Origin of the sequence: Dyella sp. EPa41 (assembly GCF_016586165.1) — a bacterium.
Classification (GTDB): Bacteria; Pseudomonadota; Gammaproteobacteria; order Xanthomonadales; family Rhodanobacteraceae; genus Dyella.
Genome location: NZ_BCPR01000007.1, coordinates 30,087 through 52,888 on the forward strand (window position 1 = coordinate 30,087; position 22,802 = coordinate 52,888).

Here is a 22,802-nt window from a genome sequence, read left to right on the forward strand (position 1 = left end):
CGCGTCGTACGTAAGAACAAGCGGCGATTAGAACGCGTCGCGCCCGGGGAAGCCAGCGATTTTCCAGGGAAAGCGACGCAGCGGCAGCGATGCGTCGCGCAAGGCTCAGGCTTTCGCGCCTTGGCCGAACAGGATCTTTCGCGCCTGCTCGTCGGTGGCGAGGTCAAACCGGTCCTTGATCTGCTCGCCCAGCGCATAGGCACGCTGCGTGGCGGGTCGCGCTCCAATCGCCTCGAACCAGCGTTGCAGATGCGGGAAATCCTCCAGCGTCATGCCCTGGTTTTCGTGCGGCACGATCCACGGATACGCCGCCATGTCGGCGATGCCGTAGTCCTCGCCGGCGATGAAGGCGCGGCCGTCCAGGCGCTTGTCCAACACGCCATACAGGCGGCGCGTCTCGTTGACGTAGCGGTCGATCGCGTAGGGAATCTTCTCCGGCGCGTAGCGATTAAAGTGGTGGTTCTGGCCGAGCATCGGTCCAAGCCCGCCTACCTGCCAGTACAACCATTCCAGCACCGTGTATTTGCCGCGCACGTCGGCGGGCAGGAAGCGGCCGCTCTTCTCGGCGAGGTACTGCAGGATGGCGCCCGACTCGAACACGCTGACCGGATCGCCGCCATCCGCCGGCGCGGTATCGACGATCGCCGGCATGCGGTTGTTGGGCGAAATGGCGAGAAACGCCGGCTGGAACTGCTCGCCCTTGCCGATGTTCACCGGCTTGATGGTGTAGGGCAGACCAGACTCTTCCAGGAACAGGGTGATCTTGTGGCCATTGGGCGTGGGCCAGTAGTGAAGCTCGATCATGGGCGGTGACCTCGGGCGGACGATTCGTTGATGTTCGGGGCGATAGGCTCCGATTCAAGCAATGCCGCCCTGGCAGGCGGCGGGTCAACGCCCGGCCCGCACTCGCGTTCCCGCACTGGCCTATTCGACAGGAGAACGACCATGCCACGTCAGTTTCACCTCGTCTTGCTTTCGCTCGGCCTCGCGCTCGCCGGCACCGCCTGGGCCCAGCAAGGGACGCCGGCCACGGCGCCCACGGCCAAGCACATGCATGCCATCGATCCGCAGCAGCAGCTCGACCACCTCACCAAGCAGCTGCAGCTGACGTCCGACCAGCAGGCCAGGATCCTTCCGCTCCTGCAGCAACGCGACCAGCAGCTGCAATCGCTGCGCAACGACAGCAGCCTCAAGCCTGCCGATCGCCGCGCCAAGGCCATGTCCATCGCGCAGGACACCAACCAACAGGTGGACGCCGTGCTCACCGAGCCGCAACGCGCGAAGGCAAAGGCCATGCGCGAGAAGGCCATGGAGCGCATGGAAGAACGACGCGGACAGCACATGCCCGCATCATCGGGCAGCAGCGGCGCGCATCCCTGAGCGCCTGGCGGCATCGTCGCCCGCCGGCGGCGATGCCGTGAGTTTCGCCATCACGTATCCTTCTGCGCTTCCCGCAGCATCGTGATGGAGCACCCATGGCCCACGTCGTCGTCGTCGGCAGCATCAACATGGACCTGGTGACGTTGGCACCGCGCTTTCCCGAGCCCGGCGAAACCATCCTGGGCGACCGCTTCCTCACGGTGCATGGCGGCAAGGGCGCGAACCAGGCCGTGGCCGCCGCGCGGCTGGGTGCCGAGGTCACGCTGGTGGGCGCGGTGGGCGACGACGCGTTCGGCGAGCAGCTGCGCGAAGGACTCGCGCACGAAAACGTGCGACTGGACCACGTCGCCAGCATCGCCAACTGCAGCAGCGGCACCGCCTCCATCACCGTGGCCGAAGGCGACAACCACATCGTGGTGGTGCCTGGCGCCAATGCCCGGGTCACGCCAGCCCAGATCGAACGCGCGCAAGCGGCATTGGCCAGCGCCGATGCGATCCTGGTGCAGATGGAGATCCCGCTGGAAAGCGTGGAAGCCACGCTGCGGCTGGGACAGCGCGTCGGCAAGCCGGTCATCCTCAACCCGGCCCCCGCACAGCCGCTGCCGCTCGAATGGCTCAAGCTCGCGCGCTACCTCACGCCCAACCAGCATGAGCTGGCCATCCTTCTCGCTGCCGACGCCAGCGAAGATTTCCGTTCGCTGATGGACCGCTCGCCCGCGCCGCTGGTGCTCACTCGCGGCAGCGATGGCGCCTGGTTCCGCGAGAACGGCGAACCGCTGCATCAATCGGGTTTCAAGGTCGACGTGGTCGACACCACCGGCGCGGGCGACACTTTCAACGCGGCGCTGGCGGTCTTCCTCCACGAAGGACTGGCCGTGGCGGTGCGCAAGGCCTGTGCTGCCGCGGCACTGTCGGTAACGCGGCTGGGCGCGCAGGGCGGCATGCCCACACGCGCGGAACTCGAGGCCTTCCTGGCTACCCGCGCTCCCCTCCTGTAGGAGCGCGACCGCGGGGCCTCGCTGGCCCTCCCGGCACGGTTGTCGCGGCAGCCACTCGACCTTCTGGCGTCATCGCTGCGTAGGCCTTTCGCGCACTGGGTGCGCTCCTACAGGGAGCGAGCTGGTGGCAGTCAGTCCACCGGCCCTGGCGCCAGCACGTCGCGCTGGCCGTTGATACCCATCGACGAGACCAACCCCGCCGCCTCCATCGCCTCGACCAATCGCGCCGCACGGTTGTAGCCAATGCGGAACTGGCGTTGCACGAACGAGATCGATGCACGGCGCGAGCGCAGCACGAACGCTGCCGCTTCGTCGTAGAGGGGATCGAGCTCGGCATCGCCGCCTTCTTCGGCGAACAGGTCGCCCGCACCTTCGCCGGGTGGTCCGGCAAGGATCTCGTCCTTGTAGTCGGGCTCGCCATGCAACTTCAGGTGCGCCACCACGCGATGCACTTCCTCGTCGGCGACGAAGGCGCCGTGGATGCGCTGTGGATAACCCGTGCCCGGCGGCAGGAACAGCATGTCGCCCTGGCCGAGCAGGCTTTCGGCGCCCATCTGGTCGAGGATGGTGCGCGAGTCGATCTTGCTCGACACCTGGAACGCGACGCGCGTGGGAATGTTCGCCTTGATCAGGCCGGTGATGACGTCAACGGAAGGACGCTGCGTGGCAAGGATCAGGTGGATGCCCGCGGCGCGCGCCTTCTGCGCGAGGCGCGCGATCAGTTCCTCGATCTTCTTGCCCGCCACCATCATCAGGTCGGCGAGCTCGTCGATCACCACCACGATCATCGGCAAGGTATCGAGCGTCTCGGGCACTTCCGGATGCGCGGGGAAGGGGTTGAGCAACGGACGTCCAGACGCCTTGGCTTCCCGCACCTTCTGGTTGTAACCGGCGAGGTTGCGTACGCGCAGGTCCGACATCAGGCGATAGCGGTTCTCCATCTCGCCCACGCACCATGCCAGCGCATTGGCCGCCAGCTTCATGTCGGTGACCACCGGCGCGAGCAGATGCGGAATGCCTTCGTACACCGAAAGCTCCAGCATCTTCGGATCGATCATGATCATCCGCACGTCATCGGGCGTGGCCTTGTACAGCATCGACAGGATCATCGCGTTCACCGCGACCGACTTGCCCGAACCCGTGGTGCCCGCCACCAGCATATGCGGCGCCTTGGCGAGGTCGGCCACCACCGGCTCGCCGGTGATGCCCTTGCCCATCGCCAGCGTGAGCAGCGAGTCGGAACCACGGTATTCGCTGGAATCCAGGATCTCGGACAGGGCGATCATCTGGCGCTGTTCGTTCGGCAGCTCCAGGCCCATGCAGGTCTTGCCGGGTATCGTCTCGACCACACGAATGGACGTCCGCCCCAGGCCGCGCGCCAGATCCTTCATCAGCGCGACGATCTGGTTGCCGCGCACGCCCACGGCCGGTTCCACCTCAAAGCGCGTGATCACCGGCCCGGCCGAGGCCCCGACAACCGAAACAGGCACCTTGAACTCACGCAGCCGCTGTTCGATCAGCTCACCGGTTTCCGCCAACTGCGCGTCGTCGATGGCGGCCATTTCGGCGCGCGGCGCAGCCAGAAGGGAAAGCGGTGGCAGCATCGCATTCGATCGCTGGCGTGGCGGAGTGCCAGGGCGCAACGGCGTGACGCTCACCGGTGCCGCCACCAGATCGCTGTCGTTGGCGGCGATGCCGCGTCCTGGCATGGGCATGGGGGCCGCGGCCGGCGCGAGTGGCGTGGCCTCCCATTCGACCGTTGCTTCCATCGGCGTCGATGCCGGTTCCATCGCGATGTCGATCGCCGGTGGGATGGCCGCTGCCACCGCAGGCGCAGCTTCGACAGGTGCCGCGGCGGCCATGGCCGCGGATGGTTCCATGGCGCGCACCGCGGTTTCCGTAGCTCGCGACACGATGGCCGATGTGCTCGGCGGCTGCGGGCTCGCACTGGCCACGGCAGCGCCACGGCGCGACAACGTCGCCGGCGCGGAGGCAGCCGGCCCGTGCTTGGGCACCAGCCACGGTTCGCGGATGATTTTTTCCTGCCGCGCGGCGTGACGCACGCGGGGTGGCGACATGGGCGCCGCGGACGGCGCGGATTCGACGCCCGGCGTAGCCCGTGGCGGCAGCGATGGCGCCGGAGCCTGGGTTCGGCGTTGTTCGGCCGCAGGCGTGCGACGCGACTTCGCCGAGGTACGTTCCTGGCGACGCACCGCACCGCCTGCGCGGCGAACACCGTTCGTCCGCCCGCGCCGGCTCGCCAGCGCGTCGAAAACGCGTTGAAGCAGGGCCGCCAAGCGATCGACACCCGCCGACAAGCGCTGGAAGATCGCCCGCCAACCCACGCCGAGATACCACGGCAGCGCCGCGGCGATGACCGCCAGCATGATGAGCGTGGTCAACCCGCCGCCAAAGACACCCCCGATGCCGTGCGAAAGGGCGCGGCACGCCGCGCCACCGAGCCGCGGGTCATCGGTGTACTGGTCGACGACCAACCCTTCCAGGGTCGCGCTGGCCAGCAACACCAGCAAGGCACCCAGCCAGAACCGGATCGTTCCCTGCCCGCCCGTGGACAACCCGCGCCGCTTCGCAAGCGAACCACCGAGACGCCAGAACAGGGGAATCAACCAGAGCGTGGACAGCCCGAAGCCGCCAAAGAGAAAAGAGAGCATGCCTGAGTGTTCGATGCCGCCGCGTGCAAACTCAGCATGTTAGCGCCCAGTGGTCACCCGAGTCAGCAGATTGCTCTGTAAGCGGCTGTATGCGCTGGCTGAAGCCCATCCCATGTCATCACACCCAAGCCCCACCACCGCGGGTCAGCGACTGGAACGTCATCGTCCGGGAATAGCCGGCCGGTCCGGGTTGTAGGAGGGATCGAGGTTCGCTACCAGGTCAGCGACGACGGCGCGTACATACGGCGCGCCATTCGTCTGTGGCTTCACATGGATCGTCTCATGGGAGGGCACCTGCTCGACGAGCCTTCCCGTCGAGGCGTCGAAAATGCGGATGTGCCTTGTAGCCAATGCGGGCTGACCTGGAGTTCGACGCAACGGAAACGGCACCTGCGCCGTCGAACATGGCGCCGAAGCTGGGCGTCACTTCGGGGTTGAAGTAAATGGCCATCACATAAGGCTTGGCCTCGGACCGCCCGGAAAGCCGCCGCGCCTCCAGCTGGTCCTCCGTAAACAACGCGTCCTTCGTGCTGACGGAACCGAGAACGATGTTTCGGTCGCTGGCCCAATCGGCAAACGCATACTTCGTCCTCAGGCAGATGCCCTCTGAGAGATCGTCCGAGGACTCGCAGGCAACGTAGACGGTAAACCGTGCATGGTTGTCCTTGTCATAGAGTGACAACGATTGCAGCTTGTCCTGATCCAGGACGGTCGGCTTCCCGGCGCACGCCGAAAGCACAACGCCGGCGAAAAGGAACAACACTCGAGGAGCGAGAGACATCGCGGACACTCCATCCTATGAGAGAAATCCACCGGCCAGAAAAACCCGGCCAACCTTGCTGACGTAAATCGACGACGATGCGGATGCGCCTTGCCGAGGGAGCTCGATTGCGAGCCGGCGCGGGCGACACCAGCTTGGAGGATCTTCATCCGCTTGGGAAGCCTCGGCCCAAGGGCCAGGCAGGACTCGGTCAAGTCCTATTTCCCGATGCAGAACGAACTGAAGATGGCCCCGAGCAGATCGTCGCTCGAGTAGGTACCGGTGATTTCGCCCAGGGCGTGCTGGGCCTGGCGCAGCTCCTCGGCGGCAAGCTCGCCGGCCTGGGTCACGCGCAGGACTTCGTCGGCGCGGTCGAGGCGGTATTCCACCTGTTCCAGCGCCAGCACGTGGCGCCGGCGGGCGCTGAAGGCGCCTTCGCCGCTGCCGGCGCCGGCCAGTTGCTTGAGGTGGTCGCGCAGGGCATCGAGGCCTTCGCCGGTTTTGGCCGAGGCCCGGACCCAGACCGCTTCGTCGCGTTCTTCGTAGCCCGCGCCCGTATGGTCGATGTCGATCTTGTTGACCAGCACCAGGCGTTCGACGCTGGAAGGCAGATCCGCCAGCAGCGAGAGATCATGCTCGGCATGCTGCGCATCCGTGACCAGCAACGCGACATCGGCGCGTGCAAGTTCACCGTGCGCGCGGCGCACGCCTTCCTGTTCCACCGGATCGTCGGTTTCGCGCAGGCCCGCGGTATCGGCGAGTTCCAGTGCGATGCCGTCGAGGCTGAGATGCTCGCGCAGCACGTCGCGCGTGGTTCCCGCGATGTCGGTGACGATGGCGCGATCGCTGCCGGACAGCGCATTGAGCAGGCTGGACTTGCCCGCGTTTGGACGTCCAATGATCGCCACGCGCAAACCGTCATTGAGCCGCACACCCCGCTGCGCTTCGCGCAGCAGCTCAGCCGATTGCGCCCGCAGGGCGTCGAGCTTCCGCATGATCGCCGGATCGGCGAGGAAGTCGATCTCCTCCTCGGGAAAATCGATGGCCGCTTCGATATGCACGCGCAATCCGATCAGCGACTGCAGGAGATCATGCACCTTGTGCGAGAACACGCCTTCCATCGAACGCAAGGCCGCTCGCGCGCCAGCCTGCGAACGCGCGGCGATCAGGTCGGCGACCGCTTCGGCCTGCGCAAGATCAAGCTTGCCGTTCAAGAACGCGCGCTCGGTGAACTCGCCCGGCCGTGCGAGGCGCGCGCCCATGGCGCACACGCGGCGCAGCAAAGCATCGAGCAGCACCGGGCTGCCATGCCCCTGCAGTTCCAGCACATGTTCGCCGGTGTACGAAGCTGGCGCGGGGAAGTAGAGCAGCAGCCCCCGATCGATCAGCTCGCCATCGCGATCGCGAAACGCCGTGAAGTGTGCGCGGCGAGGATCGGGGTCGCGACCGAGCAACTCCGCCGCCATGCGTGGCACCGCAGGACCGGAAACACGAAGCACGCCGACACCGGCGGCGCCGGGTGCGCTGGCAATGGCGGCAATGGTGTCGGTGGAGGTCATGGGTGGAATTATGCAGGCAGCCTGCATCGCGTGGTCAGCCCTCCATGAATGAAGGACCGCGGCAAGCTGTCGTGCACTGGGTGCGCTCCCACGGAGATGAGCAGCGTTGTCGCGAGCACCCACCCCTCACCCCAGCCCTCTCCTCGCTCCTCAACGCCGCGACCATCCATGGCCGCTCCCCGCGTGCCCCGGAGGGGAGAGGGAGAAAAACGGCGGTGCGGCGCGAATAGATTCCCTCACGGCTCAACGACGTTGCCTTGAGTCCTCTTCGCATCGACGCGTTGCGGTGTAGCCGCTCCGTTCGAGGTAGCAACGAGCCCGTCCCGGCTGGCTTCAGTGGACCGACGCTTCTATCCCACGTACTGCCATGAGCCCTGGCTTTGAAGGCCATTTTCTTTGGGTTACTTTTCTTTTGGGCCAGCAAAAGAAAAGTGACTCGGCGGCCGGCAGGACGTCGAAACGCCCGCTGCGTAAGCGGCACTCTTGCGGAAGCGGGGCTACCGGAGGCGATAACCCGCTCTCAAGAGGAAAACCATGCAGCCCATCGCGAAAGGCTGTCGCGCACAGGGTGCGCTCCTACAAAGGGGGAGGATGACTGTTTGCAGTCATACCTCGACGAAAAAAAAAAGGCCGCATCAGCGGCCTTTTTTTCCGAACGCTGGCAGCCGATCAGGCCTCCTTGGCCTTCTCGTCCGCGCGCTCCACGCTGCGCGTGATCAACCACTGCTGCGCCAGGCTGGTGATGCCGTTGACCACCCAATACAGCACCAGACCCGCCGGGAAGAACAGGAACATGAAGCCGAACACCACCGGCATCACCTTCATCATCTTCTGCTGGGCCGGGTCCATGCCCGCGGCCGACGGCGACAGCCACTGCGTTGCCAGCATCACCAGGATGTAGATCACCGGCAGCACGAAGAACGGATCGGGCGCGGAAAGATCGTGGATCCAGCCGAAGAACGGCGAGTGACGAAGCTCCACGCTCTCCATCAGCACGCGGTACAGGCCGAAGAACACCGGCATCGTGATGAGCACCGGCAGGCAACCCGACATCGGGTTCACCTTCTCCTTCTTGTACAGCTCCATCATGGCCTGCTGCATCTTCATCTTGTCGTCGCCGTAACGCTCCTTGAGAGCGGTCACGCGCGGCTGCAGCTTGCGCATCTTGGCGCCGGAACGGAACTGCGCGGCGGTCAGCTTCCACAGCGCGGCCTTCAGCAGCAGCACCAGCAGGATGATGGCCACGCCCCAGTTGCCGCTGATCGCGTGCAGCTGCGACAGCAGCCAGTGCAGCGGCTGCGCCACGACGGTCAGCCAGCCATAGTTGGTGGTGAGGTCGAGCCCCGGCGCCACGGTGTCCAGGGTACCCTGCAGCTTCGGACCCACGTAGAGGCGCGAGGCGGTGGCCACGCTCTGGCCCGGCGCCACGCTCAACGACGGACCCACCGCGCGGATCAGGTACACCGGCTGGGCGGTGTCCGCATTGATCACGCTGGTGCTGTAGCTGTTGGCGTCCTGCGCCGCCGGAATCCAGGCGACGAAGAAGTAGTGCTGCAGCATCGAGGCCCAGCCGCCGGTGATCGCATGGTTCACGGGCTTCTTCGCGAAGTCGGCGAAGGGCAGCGTGGACATCTTCTCTTCGGGGCTGTACCACGCCGCGCCATAGAAGCTGTGCGACGCCGGATCGCTGAAGTTCTGCCACCAGCTCTTCTGCTGCGCCGGCGCCACGCGCTGCAGCTGCTCGTACGCATTGCCCTGCCATGCGGCGGAACCGCCGTTCTCGATCTTCTGGTCGAGGCTGACGACATAGCTGCCGCGCTTCAGCGCATAGGTCTTGGTGACCTTCAGGCCCGAGGCATCGGACCAGGTGAGGTCGACCTTGAGCTCGTCCTGGCCCTGCGCCAGCGCATAGCTGGCCTGCGCGGCCTGGAACACGGCGCGATGGTCGGGCGCGGTGCCCTGGTTGCTCACCAGGCCGCTCTGCGCGACGAAGTACTGCGAGCGCTCGTCATCGAGCAGGCGCACCGGCGCGGGGTCCGGATCCTTCTTCGTGCGCGGCACCGCCGGATAGTGGAGCAATTCCGAACGCACCACGGTGCCGCCGCGGGTGTCCACGGTGAGGCGCAGCACGTCGGTGCTGATGGTGATGAGTTGCGCGGACGCCTCGGTGGTGGTGCCCGGCACGGCCGCGGGGGAGGCGGACGTGCCTGCGGTTGCACCCGGTACGCTGCCATCGCTCGGCGTCGCGGCGGTGGACGACGGGGCGGCGGCGACGGCGGGCGGCTGCGGGCTGTAGTCCTTCTCCCAGGCCATGAACAGCAGATAGGCCACGGCCAGCAGGGCGAAGATGAGGAACGTGCGCGTTTGATTCATCGCGGAGCAGATCCGGTGCATGCCGCGACAACGGGCCGCGGAAGAGGGTGGATAAAGGTCAACGCACGATTGTGCCGGCCGCATCGCCCGGCTTCAATGTGGCCTCGAGCCTCACGGAGCGCAGCTTCTTCCAGAGCAGTTGCAATTCGTCGAGCAGCTCCGGGCCCGGCAGGCTCACGGCCTGCTCGCGCGCCATCACCATGAGGTCGATGGGCGGAAGCTCAAGGCGGTGGCGCCGGAACGATTCGCGCACCAGGCGCTTGATGCGGTTGCGATCGACCGCGCGCTTGGACACGCGCTTGGAAATGGCCAGGCCCAGGCGCGGGTGGTCCAGATCGTTCGGACGATAGCGCACAGAAAAACAGCGGCCGCCGAAGCGGCCGCTGGCATGACGCAGAGCAGCGAAATCACCGGCGCGGCGAAGCCGCGCCTCGCGCGGCAGGCCGGCGGCACGCATGGTGAGCGCGCCGCTTACGGGATCAGGCGCTTGCGGCCCTTGGCGCGACGTGCGTTCAGGACCTTGCGGCCATCGGCGGTCGCCATGCGGGCGCGGAAGCCGTGGGTACGGGCGCGCTTGAGCTTGCTGGGTTGGAAGGTACGCTTCGACATGGCTCTGTCCGAAGTTAAAGTGATAAAAAGGTTGGAAATTATGCGGGCTTGCGACGGGCGCTGTCAAATCCCTGCTCAAAAGGGTTGACAGGGGCCTGTTCGCTTCCTGTGGATATCCATGTGGATATCCATGCCATGACGGAGGGTTCGTGCTGCTAGACTTGCCGGTCCACCCCGCGCGAAAGCGCTCCTTCCAGTGGTTGAAAAGTATCCATGAGTGACCTGTGGCGGCGCTGTCTCGAGCGTCTCGAGGGCGAATTGAACGCCGAAGACCTGCACACCTGGCTGATGCCGCTGCAGGCACGCGACGACACCCATGGCCTTCAGCTGTTTGCTCCCAACCCGTACACCCTGGATACGGTGCGCGACCGCTACCTGGCACGCATCGAGACGGTGATCAGCCAGCTGACCGGCCATGAGCTGACCGTGAGGCTGGAGGTGGGCTCCAGCTCGCCCCGGGCCACCGCCAGCGGCAAGGCGGCCACCGCCCAGCCCAAGGCCGCGCCGGCGCCCGCCCCGGTGGTGGCCGAACCGGTCGCGCCCAGCTTTACCCACAACCTGGACCCCCACTACACCTTCGAAACCTTCGTCGAGGGCAAGTCGAACCAGCTGGGCAAGGCCGCCGCGATGCAGGTGGCGATGAACCCGGGCCGCGCCTACAACCCGCTGCTGCTGTACGGCGGCACCGGCCTGGGCAAGACGCACTTGATGCACGCCACCGGCAACCTGATGCGCGAGCGCAACCCGGATTTCAAGGTGCTGTACCTGCGCTCGGAGCAGTTCGTGGGCTCGATGATCGAGGCGTTGCGCACCAAGAGCATGGATGAGTTCAAGCGCCGCTTCCGCTCGGTGGACGCGCTGCTGATCGACGACATCCAGTTCTTCGCCGGCAAGGACACCACGCAGGAGGAGTTCTTCCACACCTTCAATGCGCTGTTCGAATCCAAGCAGCAGATCATCCTCACCTGCGACCGTTACCCGAAGGAAGTCGACAAGCTCGAACCACGCCTGAAGTCGCGCCTGGGCTGGGGCCTGTCGGTGGCCATCGAGCCGCCGGACTTCGAGACGCGCGCGGCCATCCTGCTGTCCAAGGCGCACGACAAGGGCGTCGCGGTGGGGGAGAACGTGGCGATGCTGCTGGCCAAGCGCATCCGCTCCAACGTGCGCGACCTCGAGGGCGCGTTGAACACGCTGGCGGCGCGCGCCAACTTCTACGGCAAGCCGATCACCATCGATTTCGCGGAAGAAACGCTGCGCGACCTGCTCGCCACGCACGCGCAGGCGGTGACGGTGCCGAACATCCAGAAGACGGTGGCCGACTATTACCAGGTGCGCCTGCAGGACCTGCTGTCCAAGCGCCGCGTGCGCTCGCTGGCACGCCCGCGGCAGATCGCGATGGCGCTGTCCAAGGAGTTGACCGAGCACAGCCTGCCGGAAATCGGCGAGGCGTTCGGCGGCCGTGACCACACGACGGTGCTGCACGCCTGCCGCACCATCAAGAAGCTTTGCGAGACAGACACGCGGATGCGGCAGGATTGGGAACAATTGATCCGCATCCTTACCGGCTGAGAAGGCGGCGGTTGTGCACTAATGGCTTGAAAAGTGGCGTGGCAACCTGTGGATAATAGGTGGACGATTTGGCCAGCAAAGTTATCCACATCTGGCCCACAATCATCCAACGCTTTGGAACACAACCCGAGAATCACGCAATTATTTGATTCTCAAGGATTTTTACGGTTTTCAAAGTTATCCACGCCGCCTACCACCACCACAGAACTTCTTTTAAAAACAGAAAAGCAGGTTTAGGGGAAGCGCATACATGCAATTCAGCATTCAACGAGAAGCTCTGCTTAAGCCCTTGCAGCAGGTCGTCGGCGTCGTCGAACGCCGCCAGACCCTGCCGGTGCTCGCCAACCTGCTGGTGAAGGTCGCCGACGGCAAAGTGTCGATGACGGGCACCGACCTGGAAGTCGAAATGGTCGCCACCACCGGGGCCGACAAGCTGGCGGACGGCGAGATCACCATTCCGGCGCGCAAGCTGTTCGACATCGTGCGCGCACTGCCCGATGGCGCCCAGATCGACCTGAAGCTCAATGGCGATCGCGTGGCGCTGAATGCAGGCCGCAGCCGTTTCACCTTGGCCACGCTGCCCGCCACCGAGTTCCCGACCATCGATGAGATCGAACTGGTCGAGCGCGTATCGCTGCCTGAAGAAGTCCTGCGCGACCTGATGGAGCGCACCGCGTTCGCGATGGCGAACCAGGACGTGCGCTACTACTTGAACGGCATGCTGCTGGACCTGCAGGAACACACGCTGCGCTGCGTCGCCACCGACGGTCACCGGCTGGCGCTCAAGGAAACCAAGCTGGACAGCAAGGTGGCCGCACGACGCCAGATCATCATTCCGCGCAAGGGCGTGAACGAGTTGATCGGTCTGTTCGAGACGGGCGATGGCCAGGTCGAGCTGGAATTTGGCCGAAATCACCTGCGCGTGCGCCGTGGCGACGTCGTGTTCACCTCCAAGCTGATCGACGGTCGTTTCCCGGATTACGAGGCGGTCATCCCGCTTGGTGCCGACAAGCATGCTTCGCTCGATCGCGAAGTCCTGCGTGGCGCGCTTCAGCGCGCGGCGATTCTGTCCAACGAGAAGTATCGCGGGGTGAAGCTGGAGCTTTCGCCGGGCAAGCTGCGCATCGTGGCGCACAATCCGGAGCAGGAAGAAGCCGTGGAAGAGGTCGAGGCGGAGACGGTGGTGTCCGATCTCGCCGTGGGCTTCAACGTGGGTTATCTGCTCGACGCGCTGGGCGCCCTGCGGGGTGAACGCGCTCGCCTGAACCTGCGCGACGCCCAGTCGAGCTGCCTGGTGCAGGAAGACGACAGCGATCAGGCGCGCCACGTGATCATGCCGCTGCGCCTCTGATGCTGGGCAAGCGTTTGCCGGAACAGGGCACGCTGCATGGGAACGCCGGGGTCGTCGCAAGACGCTCCGGCGTTCTTGCTTCGAGGGCCCGGTAATGCGGTTGGAAAGCCTGCGCATCCAGGGCTTGCGCTGCCTGGCGGATGTCACCGTGCCGCTGTCCGGCGGCGTCACCGTGTTTGCCGGCCCCAACGGAGCAGGGAAGACCAGCCTGTTGGAAGCGGCCTTCCTGCTTTCCCATGCGCGATCCTTCCGGGCCGGCGCCAAGGACGCCTTGCTTCAGCGGGGTGCTGATCAGCTTTCGATATTTGCCCAGTTGCGCCACGAGGACGGGCAGGCCCGGCGGCTTGGCCTGGGCCGCCAGGGCGTTCGCTGGGAAGCCCGCATGGATGGCCAGGTGGTCACGCTGAGCGAGCTGGTGGGCGAGTGCGCCGTCGTCTGCTTCGAGCCGGGATCTCACGCGCTCATTGCAGGAGGCGCGGAAGAGCGGCGGCGATACCTCGACTGGGGCGTGTTCCACGTGGAACATGAGTTTTTCCTGGCGTGGCGACGGTACCAGCGCGCGCTCAAGCAGCGGAACAGTCTTCTGCGGGCCCCAGGACCCGTCGCGGATGCCCTGTTTCTGCCCTGGGAGGCCGAGCTGGCTTCCGCGGCGGAGATCATCGACAGGCAACGGCGGGTTTATCTGGACGCTCTTCGCCCCCATATAGGAGAGGCGATGGAAGCCTTGCTCCCTGAGCTGGGTGGCGTCGAACTTCGCTACAAGCGCGGTTGGTCGGATGACGCCGATCTGGGTGAACTGCTGGCCGCGCAGCGGGGCAGGGATCTCGCCCGGGGGCACACGACCCTGGGTTCTCATCGGGCCGATTGGTCCGTGGTTTTTGAGCACGCCCCCCAGCGGGAGCACTTGTCGCGTGGACAGGAGAAATTGACGGCGCTGGGCTGCGTGCTGTCCCAGGCCGCGCTTTATGCCGAGCGGAAGTCCGAGTGGCCTGTGGTCTGCCTGGACGACCTGGCTTCCGAGCTCGACAAGGCTCACCAGGCGGCGCTCGTGCACCGGCTCAAGGGCGTCGGGGCCCAGGTACTGGTGACAGGCACTGATGTCCCTGAAGCCCTGCAGGACGCCACGACGCGCGTGTTCCACGTGGAACAAGGCACCCTCAACCCCCTGCTATAATCAACGAATTGTGTATTCCGCCCGGCCTTTACACGGCGCCGAACCGGGCGGGAACTGGCGCCCAGGAAACGGTCGACGAATGAACGCATCCTACGATTCGAGCAACATCAAGGTTCTGAAAGGTCTGGAAGCGGTGCGCAAGCGCCCGGGCATGTACATCGGCGACACCGATGACGGTACCGGCCTTCACCACATGGTGTTCGAAGTCGTCGACAACTCCATCGACGAAGCCCTCGCTGGCTATTGCGACCACGTCACCGTCACCATCCTGGAAGACGGCTCGGTCAGCGTCACCGACAACGGCCGCGGCATCCCGGTCGACATGCACCCGGAAGAGGGCCGCTCCACCGCCGAAGTGGTGATGACGGTGCTGCATGCCGGCGGCAAGTTCGACGCCAACTCCTACAAGGTCTCCGGCGGCCTGCATGGCGTGGGCGTGTCGGTGGTGAACGCGCTGAGCTCCCACCTGTGGCTGACCATCTGCCGCGAGGGCAAGGAATACCAGCAGGAATACTCGCTGGGCGAACCCAAGTACCCGGTCAAGGAAGTGGGCCCTTCCAGCAAGCGCGGCACCACCGTGCGCTTCCTGCCCAGCACGGACACGTTCTCGAACATCGAATTCCACTACGACATCCTGGCCAAGCGCCTGCGCGAGCTGGCGTTCCTCAATTCGGGCGTCACCATCGACCTGAAGGACGAGCGCGGGGAAGGGCGTAGCGACCGCTTCGCCTACGAGGGCGGCATCAAGTCCTTCGTGCAGCACCTGGCCCAGCTGAAGACCGCGTTGCATCCCAACGTGATCAGCCTGAGCGCCATGCAGGAGGGCATTTCGGTTGAACTGGCGATGCAGTGGACGGATGCCTACCAGGAAACGATGTACTGCTTCACCAACAACATCCCGCAGCGCGACGGCGGCACCCATCTCACCGGCTTCCGCGCGGCGCTGACGCGCTCGCTGCAGGGCTACATCGAGAAGGAAGGCCTGGCCAAGAACGCCAAGGTCGCGCTGTCGGGCGACGACATGCGCGAAGGCCTGATCGCCGTGCTGTCGGTGAAGGTGCCCGACCCGAAGTTCTCCTCGCAGACCAAGGACAAGCTGGTGTCCTCCGAGGTGAAGACCGCGGTGGAGCAGGCCGTCAACGAGAAGCTGGGCGAGTTCCTGCTGGAGCACCCCAACGAAGCCAAGGCCATCGCCTCCAAGGTGGTGGATGCGGCCCGTGCCCGCGAAGCGGCCCGCAAGGCCCGCGAGATGACCCGCCGCAAGGGCGCGCTGGACATCGCCGGCCTGCCGGGCAAGCTGGCCGACTGCCAGGAGAAGGATCCCGCGTTGTGCGAACTGTTCCTGGTCGAGGGTGACTCCGCAGGCGGCTCGGCCAAGCAGGGCCGCAACCGCAAGACCCAGGCCGTGCTGCCGCTGAAGGGCAAGATCCTCAACGTGGAGAAGGCCCGCTTCGACAAGATGCTGTCCTCCGCCGAAGTCGGCACGCTGATCACCGCGCTCGGCACCGGCATCGGCAAGGAGGAGTACAACCCGGACAAGCTGCGCTACCACCGCATCGTCATCATGACCGACGCGGACGTGGACGGCTCGCACATCCGCACCCTGCTGCTGACGTTCTTCTACCGCCAGATGCCCGAGCTGATCGAGCGCGGCCACGTCTATATCGGCCTGCCGCCGCTGTACAAGATCAAGCAGGGCAAGAACGAGATGTACCTGAAGGACGACTCGGCGCTCAACGCGTACCTGGTCTCCACCGCCGTGGATGGCGCCGAGCTGCAGTATTCGGCCGATGCGCCGCCGATCACCGGCGAGGCGCTCGAGAAGCTGCTGCGCGACTACCAGGCTGCGCTCGACCAGATCGAACGCCTGGGCCATCGCTTCGACGCCAACGTGCTCACGGCGCTGCTGGAGCACCCGCCGATCGACAACGCGCTGTGGACGGAAGAGCCCGCCATGCTCGGCTGGCTCGCCGGTGTCGAGCAGCGCCTGGCGGCCAGCGGCCTGGGCAAGCCGCGCTATCGCCTTGGCCTGCGCAAGGCCACCGAGGACCAGCCGGCTGCCATCGAGGTGGTGCGCGACCAGCACGGCCTCAGCCATACCTGGTTGCTGCCGCAGCCGTTCTTTGCAGGCACCGAGTTCCGCGCCATCCTGCAGGCCAGCCAGCAGCTTTCCGGCCTGGTGCAGGAAGGCGGCGTGGTCCGCCGCGGCAACGGTTCGCGCGGCGTACTCAACTTCGCCGAAGCCCGCAACTGGCTGCTGGACGAGGGCAAGAAGGGCCGCATGATCCAGCGCTTCAAGGGTCTGGGCGAAATGAACCCGGAACAGCTGTGGGAAACCACGGTGAACCCGGAGACGCGCCGCATGCTGCAGGTGGGCATCGAGGACGCCTTCGCCGCCGACCAGATGTTCTCCATGTTGATGGGCGAGGCGGTGGAGCCGCGTCGCGACTTCATCGAGGCGAACGCGCTGAAGGTGGCGAACCTGGATATCTGATCGACCGCGCCGGTGTTGGCAGCCGTCATGCGATGGCTGTCACACCGGTTTCCTTTTGCCGTTTTGTATTAGCGCATTAGCACGTTAACGTACGCCGCCATACGGACTAACCGACGGTTTTCCAGGGCAAAAAGTCACGGCTTACAGGGTCTGCCGGCTTGAAAATCAGAACCAGTCGCTACCGTATGGTTCAACTTATTGATTCTTAACAATCTTTGTTGTGGCATTGCGACTTGTTATCTGCCGCCGAGTCAGGTTACGCTCAGCGATCCCCCGCGTCGTTGGCGCGTGAAAACCTTACACCGAGGACTGCCATGAAGCGTGTTCCCCTGATCAAGTTGCTTGCCGGTACGGCGCTGGCCCTGGCCGTGGTGAGCACCCCGGTCATTGCGGGCAGCAGCTCTTCCAAGGAAAAGAAGGAAGCGCTGTATCCCAACGCCACCCGCGCGGAACCCAAGCTGGACCTGACCAGCGAGAAGGACCAGAAGGCCATCAACGAAGGCCTCGACGCAGTCAACAACCAGGACAAGGAAAAGGCGACGCAGATCCTCCAGCCGATCGCCGATGGCAGCAAGAGCAAGTACGCCCAGGCGCTCGCCCTGCAGGGCTTGGCCAGCATCCATTACAACGACGGCGACGTGAAGGGCGCCATCGACCTGCTGAAGCGTGCGCTCGACAACGGCGTCATGCCGAACGACACCTATTTCCAGCTCGAGTACATGCTCGCCCAGTTCTACCTGGCCGATGAGCAGTACCAGCCGGCGCTCGACACGATCGCCAAGTGGCGCGCCGAGGGCAAGAAGGAAACCGCCGACTCGTATGCGCTGGAAGGCAATGCCTACTACCGCCTCGAGAAGTACCCCGAAGCGATTGCCGCCATCAAGAAGGCGCAGTCGATGACCGACAAGCCGAACGACAGCTGGAACCAGATCCTGATGGCCAGCTACTCGGAATCCGGCCAGGGCGACCAGGCCGCCCAGGTGGCGCAGCAGCAGCTGTCCGCCAACCCGAACGATCCCAACGCGCTGAACAACGCGGTGGCCGTGCTGATGCAGGCCCAGAAGTATCCCGAAGCGATCACGCTGATGGAGAAGGCCAAGGCCAACGGCCAGCTCAAGAGCGAGAAGGACTACGTCAACCTCGCCAAGCTCTACCTGATCACGGGCCAGAACGGCGATGACCAGAAGGGTCCGGCAGCCAAGGCCGCCGCCACCCTGCAGGAAGGCCTGAGCAAGGGCGTGGTGACCCAGACCGCCGAGAACTACGAGCTGCTGGGCGCCGCCTCCTATATGTCCGACAACACCTCGGGCGCGCTGGCCGCCTACCAGAAGGCGATCCCGCTGGCGAAGGACGGCGAGGCGAACATCCGCGCCGGCCAGCTGCTCATCCAGGACAACAAGTACAGCGAGGCCAAGAGCCTCATCCAACAGGGCATCGACAAGGGCGTGCAGCACAAGGGCACTGCTTATATGTTGCTGGCCGAAGCGTGCCGTGGCTTGAAGGACAAGCCGGGCACGATCGCAGCCATGGAGAAAGCGGCACAGGATCCAGAAACCTCAGCAAAAGCCAAGGCTTGGCTGAAGTCGCCGACAGTGAGTAAGTAAGGCATACGCATAGCCATTGAGAGGCGGATAGACGTCCATTTGCCCGCCTCACAAGTGCTATACAAATGCCATGTGCTGTTGTACCGTTGAAACCTTTCCGTGCTCTCGTCCAGTGGCAAATGTCATCCCTTTATTGGATCGATATTGCCACCGGATGCTGTGACCACGGCTCACCGATTGATTAGCTCCAGATAGTGACAGATGGCCTCAAGTAACGAAGCAACCGGCCAAGGGCCGTTCAATTGGAGGCGTACCTGGGCGCTGGCCGTAGCCATTGCGCTGCATGCGTTCGCGTTCCTGTTGCTGGTGGCGCCTATGGCACCGCCGAAGCAGGTGCAGAAGGAAAAGGAACGCACCGTCCAGGTGAACTTCATCGAGCCACCGCCGCCGCCGCCGCCCCCGCCGCCGCCGCCGCCGGAGCCGCCGAAGCAGCCGCCGCCGAAGATCATCCAGCAGGTCAAGCCGCCGCCGACACCGCCGCCGCCGGCTCCGCCGCCGGCTGTCGAGGAAGCGTCGACCAACGCCATCCCGGCACCGCCGCCGGCTCCGCCTGCTCCCCCGGCTCCGCCAGCGGACATCACCGCCAGTCAGGACATCAGCTACAACAGCCGTATTCAGCCCAAGTATCCGCCGCAGGCGATTCGCCAGCGTCACGAGGGCACGGTTACGTTGATGATCTTGGTCGGCGTGGACGGTTCGCCCAAGGACATCAAGGTGGAAACGTCCAGCGGTTACCGCGAGCTGGATCAGGCCGCGATTGAAACGGCGCGCAAGTGGCGCTTCAATCCGAACATCAGGAACGGACAGAAGACGGAAGGCTATGTCCGCGTCCCGGTTAACTTTAATCTCAATCAGCTGTAACTCCGGTTACGGTCAATCAGTTCACGCTTGACTTTCCAAGGGTAGCGTTATGTTCCTGCAAACTTCTCCGGCCCCCGCGGGCGGTACCACCAACGCCGAAGCCATGAAGTCGATGGGCTTCGACCACCTCATCCACAACTTCGATTTCCTCGGTTGGATCGTGTTCGTGGTGCTGGTGGTGATGTCCTTCTCCTCCTGGTACTTCATCGTCGCCAACGCGATCCGCAACTCGATGGTTCGCGGTCGCGCCGACAAGGTCATCAACGGTTTCTGGTCGAATGGTTCGACCCAGGACGCCATCCGTGAGCTGGAAGCCCAGCCCAAGGGTGAACCGTTCTCGAAGATCGCTCTCGACGCCGCTTCGGCCGTCGCCCACCATCAGCAGGCTTCGGCCGGCGGTGGTCGCCTCGCCGAGTCGCTGAGCCGCTCCGAGTTCATCGATCGCGCCCTGCGCCAGGCCGTCGCTCGCGAGAGCCTGCGCCTGGAAGGCGGCCTGACCCTGCTCGCCACGGTCGGTTCGTCGGCACCGTTCATCGGTCTGCTTGGTACCGTGTGGGGCATCTACCACGCGCTGATCAAGATCTCCGCGTCGGGCAACGCTTCGATGGAAGCCGTGGCCGGTCCGGTGGGTGAAGCTCTGATCATGACCGCCTTCGGTCTGTTCACCGCCATCCCGGCCGTGCTTGCCTACAACTTCTTCAACCGTTCGAATCGCCTGACCTACGCTCAGTTCGACGAGTTCGCGCACGACCTGCACGACTTCTTCGCCACCGGCGCTCGCGTCGAAGGCAAGTGAGGATCTGACCCATGGCGATGAGCACTGGAGATAATTCCGGCGGCCCGATGTCGGAAATCAACGTCACGCCGCTCGTCGACGTGATGCTGGTGCTCCTGATCATCTTCATGATCACGGCACCGCTGATGTCTCACCGAATCACGGTGGATCTGCCGACCGCCAATCCGAAGGTTTCGGATAACGAGCCGGTGGAGCCGATGGACTTGGCCGTGAAGCCGGATGGCACGCTTTACCTCAACGACATCGAAGTCACCGAGGCAGAGCTGAAGGCACAGTTTGCGGTTGCGGCGTCGAAGGCGCCGCAGCCCGAGCTGCAGATCCGCGCGGACAAGACCACGGAATACAAGGTCGTGAAGAAGATCCTGGCCAGCGCCAAGGAACAGGGCATGGTCCATGTCGGTTTCATTACGACCGGCAAGGAGTAACAGTCATGGCATTTAGTTCTGGAAGTGGCAAGGGGCCGATGGCTGACATCAACGTCACGCCGCTGGTCGACGTGATGCTGGTGCTGCTGATCATCTTCATGATCACGGCACCGATGCTTACCCACAAGGTGAAGATCGATCTTCCGCAGCCGAACCCGAATGTGGTCCAGCCGGAAAATCCGCCGGAACCCGTTCGCCTGAAGATCGACCAGTCCGGTGCGCTGTACTGGAACGATACGCCGGTGGACGAGCTGGGCCTGAAGGCGCAGCTGGCGGTGATTGGTGGTCTGGGCGATCCGGCCAAGCAGCCGGAAGTGCAGATCAATGCGGACGATGGCGTTGCCTACGAGCACGTCGCCCGCGTTCTGGCCGATGCGAAGAGCTACGGCCTGACCAAGATCGGCTTCACCGAAGGTCAGTGATTTCGCTGTAAACGCAGTAACACTACCCTTAGAGCCCCCGCCTCGTGCGGGGGTTTCTTTTTTGGCGCGCTGAAAGTTTGCGCTGGACGTTTGGATGGCCAAACGTGGGCGGGCCGGTCGCGCACTGGGTGCGCTCCTACAGGGTGGCGGTGCCCATGTGGGAGCGCACCCAGTGCGCGATCGGCATGCCATGGCCGGAGAAAAGACTCAGCGCAGTATCTGCAGGTAATTGCGCACGGTCGTCGCGAGGCCTTCGTACAGCGCCTCGCCAATCAGCGCGTGGCCGATCGACACTTCGGCAAGGCCCGGAATGGCGGCCTTGAAGGTGCCCAGGTTCGCCTGGCTGAGATCGTGGCCGGCATTCACGGCCAGACCCGCGTGCTGCGCGCGGCGCGCCGTATCCGCGCAACGCTCGAGTGCTTCCTGCACATCGCCGCTGGCGAACGCATGGGCGTAGGGACCGGTGTAGATCTCGATGCGCTGCACGCCGATGGCGGCGGCCGCGTCGAAGCCGGTCGCACCTGCATCGACGAACAGGCTGACGCGGCAGCCGATCTCCGACAGTTGCGCCACGATGGGACGCAGCGTGTCGATGTCGCGTTCAAGGTCGAAGCCGTGGTCGGAGGTGATCTGGCCGTCGCTGTCCGGAACCAGCGTCACCTGCGTGGGCCGCACTTCGCGCGCCAGGGCAATGAGGCCTGGATAGGAGCCGCGTGCCGGCGCGAACGGATTGCCTTCGATGTTGTACTCGACGCGCCCGCGCAGCATTGCCGCGAGGGCGCGGACATCATCGGGCCGCACGTGCCGCTGGTCGGGACGCGGATGCACGGTGATGCCGCCGCAACCGGCATCGATGCAGGTATGCGCGGCGCGCAGCATGTCGGGTTCGGTGCCGCCGCGCGAATTGCGCAGCACGGCGATCTTGTTGAGATTGACGCTGAGCAGGGTCATGAGAGGAACAGTACTCGCAGGCGTAGCGGTGTGAGGCGCCATAGCGGCGGCGGGTTGGAAACAGTGCGCCGATCAATCGGCGCCGGCAAGTGTCCACAGGCGTACGCGTCGTGGCTCGCCCTGCCAGGCCAATGCACCGACGTGATCACCATCGAGTGCCAGTCGATGCAGCTGCCACTGCCCGGCTTCGTGGCCTTCGAGGCGACCGAGCACGGGCCACTCGGAAGAGCCGCTGATGCTCAAGCGATGCAGGCCGAAAGCGAGACCACGCCCGAGCGCCTTGAGCACGGCTTCCTTGGCGGTCCACAGTTCGAGGAAGGCGCGGTCACGCAGCTCCACGGGCAGCGCTTCCAGCGAGGCCGTCTCGTCGGGACTGAAATAGCGGCGCGCAATCGGCAGCGCCTTGGGATGCGGGCGCATCCGTTCCAGGTCCACGCCCGGGGAGATTCCGCGGGCAATGGCGATCAAGGCTTCGTCGTGGCTGTGCGTCCAGTTGAACGCGAAGGCATCGCGGTGCGCGCCCGCCAGCGCCGGCCGGCCGTGCGGTGAATCCTCGAGCTGCACGGCTTCCACCGGTTGCCCGAGATAGGCGGCCAGCATGCGGATCAGCGGTTCGCGACCCCGGTGATGGTCGTAGGCCAGCCGCCACACGTGTATCTCGTCATCGCCCAGCCGCTCTGCTACTTTCGCTGGCGTCTGGCCGTCCGTCGTCATCATCCCCTCATGTTGCCGGGTGTATGGCGATACTTACAAGCATGACGGTTTCCGTCATGCGCGCCGCCTGGTCTAGCCACGGCACGGAAG

Annotated in this window: 20 protein-coding genes; 11 read left to right on the forward strand and 9 right to left on the reverse strand. The window is 64.9% G+C overall.

Features of this window, described 5'->3' with window-relative positions:
- Positions 1-105: 105 nt before the first annotated feature.
- Positions 106-804: a glutathione binding-like protein gene (locus JMF82_RS04000; RefSeq protein ID WP_201313249.1), complete on the reverse strand. Its 699-nt coding sequence runs from the start codon at positions 802-804 to the stop codon at positions 106-108.
- Between the two features lie 141 nt (positions 805-945).
- Here JMF82_RS04000 and JMF82_RS04005 point away from each other — a divergent pair, with 141 nt between their 5' ends.
- Both JMF82_RS04005 and rbsK read left to right on the forward strand, forming a co-directional pair.
- The gene (locus tag JMF82_RS04005; protein WP_201313250.1) at positions 946-1,380 is read left to right on the forward strand and encodes a hypothetical protein; all 435 of its coding nucleotides are present in this window, start codon (positions 946-948) and stop codon (positions 1,378-1,380) included.
- A gap of 95 nt (positions 1,381-1,475) precedes the next feature.
- The gene (rbsK, locus tag JMF82_RS04010) at positions 1,476-2,378 is read left to right on the forward strand and encodes a ribokinase (protein ID WP_201313251.1); all 903 of its coding nucleotides are present in this window, start codon (positions 1,476-1,478) and stop codon (positions 2,376-2,378) included.
- A gap of 131 nt (positions 2,379-2,509) precedes the next feature.
- Here rbsK and JMF82_RS22185 read toward each other — a convergent pair whose 3' ends face one another.
- From JMF82_RS22185 to rpmH, 6 genes are all read right to left on the reverse strand, one after another.
- Positions 2,510-5,050, reverse strand: a complete 2,541-nt coding sequence (locus JMF82_RS22185) for a DNA translocase FtsK 4TM domain-containing protein (RefSeq protein ID WP_201313252.1) — start codon at positions 5,048-5,050, stop codon at positions 2,510-2,512.
- 280 nt (positions 5,051-5,330) lie between these two features.
- A complete protein-coding gene (locus JMF82_RS04020; RefSeq protein ID WP_201313253.1) occupies positions 5,331-5,831 on the reverse strand; it encodes a hypothetical protein in 501 nt (166 codons plus the stop codon).
- Between the two features lie 197 nt (positions 5,832-6,028).
- Entirely contained in the window at positions 6,029-7,369 is a 1,341-nt protein-coding gene (gene mnmE / locus JMF82_RS04025) for a tRNA uridine-5-carboxymethylaminomethyl(34) synthesis GTPase MnmE (protein ID WP_201313254.1), read from the reverse strand.
- A 669-nt stretch (positions 7,370-8,038) separates the two neighbouring features.
- Complete coding sequence (gene yidC, locus JMF82_RS04030; protein WP_201313255.1) at positions 8,039-9,742, reverse strand: membrane protein insertase YidC; 1,704 nt, start codon at positions 9,740-9,742, stop codon at positions 8,039-8,041.
- Positions 9,743-9,800: 58 nt separating this feature from the next.
- Positions 9,801-10,199, reverse strand: a complete 399-nt coding sequence (gene rnpA / locus JMF82_RS04035) for a ribonuclease P protein component (RefSeq protein WP_201313256.1) — start codon at positions 10,197-10,199, stop codon at positions 9,801-9,803.
- Positions 10,200-10,213: 14 nt separating this feature from the next.
- Entirely contained in the window at positions 10,214-10,351 is a 138-nt protein-coding gene (gene rpmH / locus JMF82_RS04040) for a 50S ribosomal protein L34 (RefSeq protein ID WP_038622724.1), read from the reverse strand.
- A gap of 213 nt (positions 10,352-10,564) precedes the next feature.
- On the opposite strand from rpmH, the gene dnaA reads away from it, so the two are divergent.
- The 9 genes from dnaA to JMF82_RS04085 all read left to right on the forward strand — a co-directional run bounded on the left by dnaA (position 10,565) and on the right by JMF82_RS04085 (position 21,047).
- Positions 10,565-11,920 carry a chromosomal replication initiator protein DnaA gene (gene dnaA / locus JMF82_RS04045; RefSeq protein WP_201313257.1) on the forward strand — a complete coding sequence of 452 codons (1,356 nt, stop codon included), beginning with the start codon at positions 10,565-10,567 and terminating at the stop codon, positions 11,918-11,920.
- A 250-nt stretch (positions 11,921-12,170) separates the two neighbouring features.
- Complete coding sequence (gene dnaN / locus JMF82_RS04050) at positions 12,171-13,271, forward strand: DNA polymerase III subunit beta (RefSeq protein WP_201313258.1); 1,101 nt, start codon at positions 12,171-12,173, stop codon at positions 13,269-13,271.
- A 94-nt stretch (positions 13,272-13,365) separates the two neighbouring features.
- Positions 13,366-14,445, forward strand: a complete 1,080-nt coding sequence (gene recF, locus JMF82_RS04055) for a DNA replication/repair protein RecF (RefSeq protein WP_201313259.1) — start codon at positions 13,366-13,368, stop codon at positions 14,443-14,445.
- A 79-nt stretch (positions 14,446-14,524) separates the two neighbouring features.
- Positions 14,525-16,939, forward strand: coding sequence for a DNA topoisomerase (ATP-hydrolyzing) subunit B (gene gyrB, locus JMF82_RS04060; RefSeq protein ID WP_201313260.1), 2,415 nt, complete (start codon positions 14,525-14,527; stop codon positions 16,937-16,939).
- 314 nt (positions 16,940-17,253) lie between these two features.
- Positions 17,254-18,543, forward strand: coding sequence for a tetratricopeptide repeat protein (locus JMF82_RS04065; RefSeq protein WP_201313261.1), 1,290 nt, complete (start codon positions 17,254-17,256; stop codon positions 18,541-18,543).
- A 201-nt stretch (positions 18,544-18,744) separates the two neighbouring features.
- Positions 18,745-19,404, forward strand: a complete 660-nt coding sequence (locus JMF82_RS04070; RefSeq protein WP_201313262.1) for an energy transducer TonB — start codon at positions 18,745-18,747, stop codon at positions 19,402-19,404.
- A gap of 49 nt (positions 19,405-19,453) precedes the next feature.
- Positions 19,454-20,200: a MotA/TolQ/ExbB proton channel family protein gene (locus JMF82_RS04075; protein WP_074549498.1), complete on the forward strand. Its 747-nt coding sequence runs from the start codon at positions 19,454-19,456 to the stop codon at positions 20,198-20,200.
- 11 nt (positions 20,201-20,211) lie between these two features.
- Positions 20,212-20,625, forward strand: coding sequence for a biopolymer transporter ExbD (locus JMF82_RS04080; RefSeq protein WP_201313263.1), 414 nt, complete (start codon positions 20,212-20,214; stop codon positions 20,623-20,625).
- A gap of 5 nt (positions 20,626-20,630) precedes the next feature.
- Positions 20,631-21,047 (forward strand): biopolymer transporter ExbD, encoded by a 417-nt coding sequence (locus tag JMF82_RS04085; protein WP_038622740.1) that lies wholly within the window; start codon positions 20,631-20,633, stop codon positions 21,045-21,047.
- A gap of 207 nt (positions 21,048-21,254) precedes the next feature.
- Here JMF82_RS04085 and JMF82_RS04090 read toward each other — a convergent pair whose 3' ends face one another.
- Both JMF82_RS04090 and JMF82_RS04095 read right to left on the reverse strand, forming a co-directional pair.
- On the reverse strand, positions 21,255-21,998 hold the full coding sequence (locus tag JMF82_RS04090; RefSeq protein WP_201313264.1) for a pyridoxine 5'-phosphate synthase: 744 nt from the start codon (positions 21,996-21,998) through the stop codon (positions 21,255-21,257).
- Positions 21,999-22,070: 72 nt separating this feature from the next.
- A complete protein-coding gene (locus tag JMF82_RS04095) occupies positions 22,071-22,715 on the reverse strand; it encodes a 4'-phosphopantetheinyl transferase superfamily protein (protein ID WP_201313265.1) in 645 nt (214 codons plus the stop codon).
- Positions 22,716-22,802 lie beyond the last annotated feature (87 nt).

Bases quoted from the DNA above. Each gene is read 5' to 3' on its own strand.
- mnmE (WP_201313254.1), bottom strand. From the start codon at position 7,369: ATGACCTCCACCGACACCATTGCCGCCATTGCCAGCGCACCCGGCGCC.
- JMF82_RS04070 (WP_201313262.1), top strand. From the start codon at position 18,745: ATGGCCTCAAGTAACGAAGCAACCGGCCAAGGGCCGTTCAATTGGAGG.
- JMF82_RS04075 (WP_074549498.1), top strand. From the start codon at position 19,454: ATGTTCCTGCAAACTTCTCCGGCCCCCGCGGGCGGTACCACCAACGCC.
- rbsK (WP_201313251.1), top strand. From the start codon at position 1,476: ATGGCCCACGTCGTCGTCGTCGGCAGCATCAACATGGACCTGGTGACG.
- dnaN (WP_201313258.1), top strand. From the start codon at position 12,171: ATGCAATTCAGCATTCAACGAGAAGCTCTGCTTAAGCCCTTGCAGCAG.
- JMF82_RS04095 (WP_201313265.1), bottom strand. From the start codon at position 22,715: ATGATGACGACGGACGGCCAGACGCCAGCGAAAGTAGCAGAGCGGCTG.
- JMF82_RS04080 (WP_201313263.1), top strand. From the start codon at position 20,212: ATGGCGATGAGCACTGGAGATAATTCCGGCGGCCCGATGTCGGAAATC.
- JMF82_RS04085 (WP_038622740.1), top strand. From the start codon at position 20,631: ATGGCATTTAGTTCTGGAAGTGGCAAGGGGCCGATGGCTGACATCAAC.
- JMF82_RS04065 (WP_201313261.1), top strand. From the start codon at position 17,254: ATGAAGCGTGTTCCCCTGATCAAGTTGCTTGCCGGTACGGCGCTGGCC.
- yidC (WP_201313255.1), bottom strand. From the start codon at position 9,742: ATGAATCAAACGCGCACGTTCCTCATCTTCGCCCTGCTGGCCGTGGCC.
- rnpA (WP_201313256.1), bottom strand. From the start codon at position 10,199: ATGCGTGCCGCCGGCCTGCCGCGCGAGGCGCGGCTTCGCCGCGCCGGT.
- JMF82_RS04005 (WP_201313250.1), top strand. From the start codon at position 946: ATGCCACGTCAGTTTCACCTCGTCTTGCTTTCGCTCGGCCTCGCGCTC.
- JMF82_RS04090 (WP_201313264.1), bottom strand. From the start codon at position 21,998: ATGACCCTGCTCAGCGTCAATCTCAACAAGATCGCCGTGCTGCGCAAT.
- JMF82_RS04000 (WP_201313249.1), bottom strand. From the start codon at position 804: ATGATCGAGCTTCACTACTGGCCCACGCCCAATGGCCACAAGATCACC.
- JMF82_RS04020 (WP_201313253.1), bottom strand. From the start codon at position 5,831: ATGTCTCTCGCTCCTCGAGTGTTGTTCCTTTTCGCCGGCGTTGTGCTT.
- gyrB (WP_201313260.1), top strand. From the start codon at position 14,525: ATGAACGCATCCTACGATTCGAGCAACATCAAGGTTCTGAAAGGTCTG.
- JMF82_RS22185 (WP_201313252.1), bottom strand. From the start codon at position 5,050: ATGCTCTCTTTTCTCTTTGGCGGCTTCGGGCTGTCCACGCTCTGGTTG.
- dnaA (WP_201313257.1), top strand. From the start codon at position 10,565: ATGAGTGACCTGTGGCGGCGCTGTCTCGAGCGTCTCGAGGGCGAATTG.
- rpmH (WP_038622724.1), bottom strand. From the start codon at position 10,351: ATGTCGAAGCGTACCTTCCAACCCAGCAAGCTCAAGCGCGCCCGTACC.
- recF (WP_201313259.1), top strand. From the start codon at position 13,366: ATGCGGTTGGAAAGCCTGCGCATCCAGGGCTTGCGCTGCCTGGCGGAT.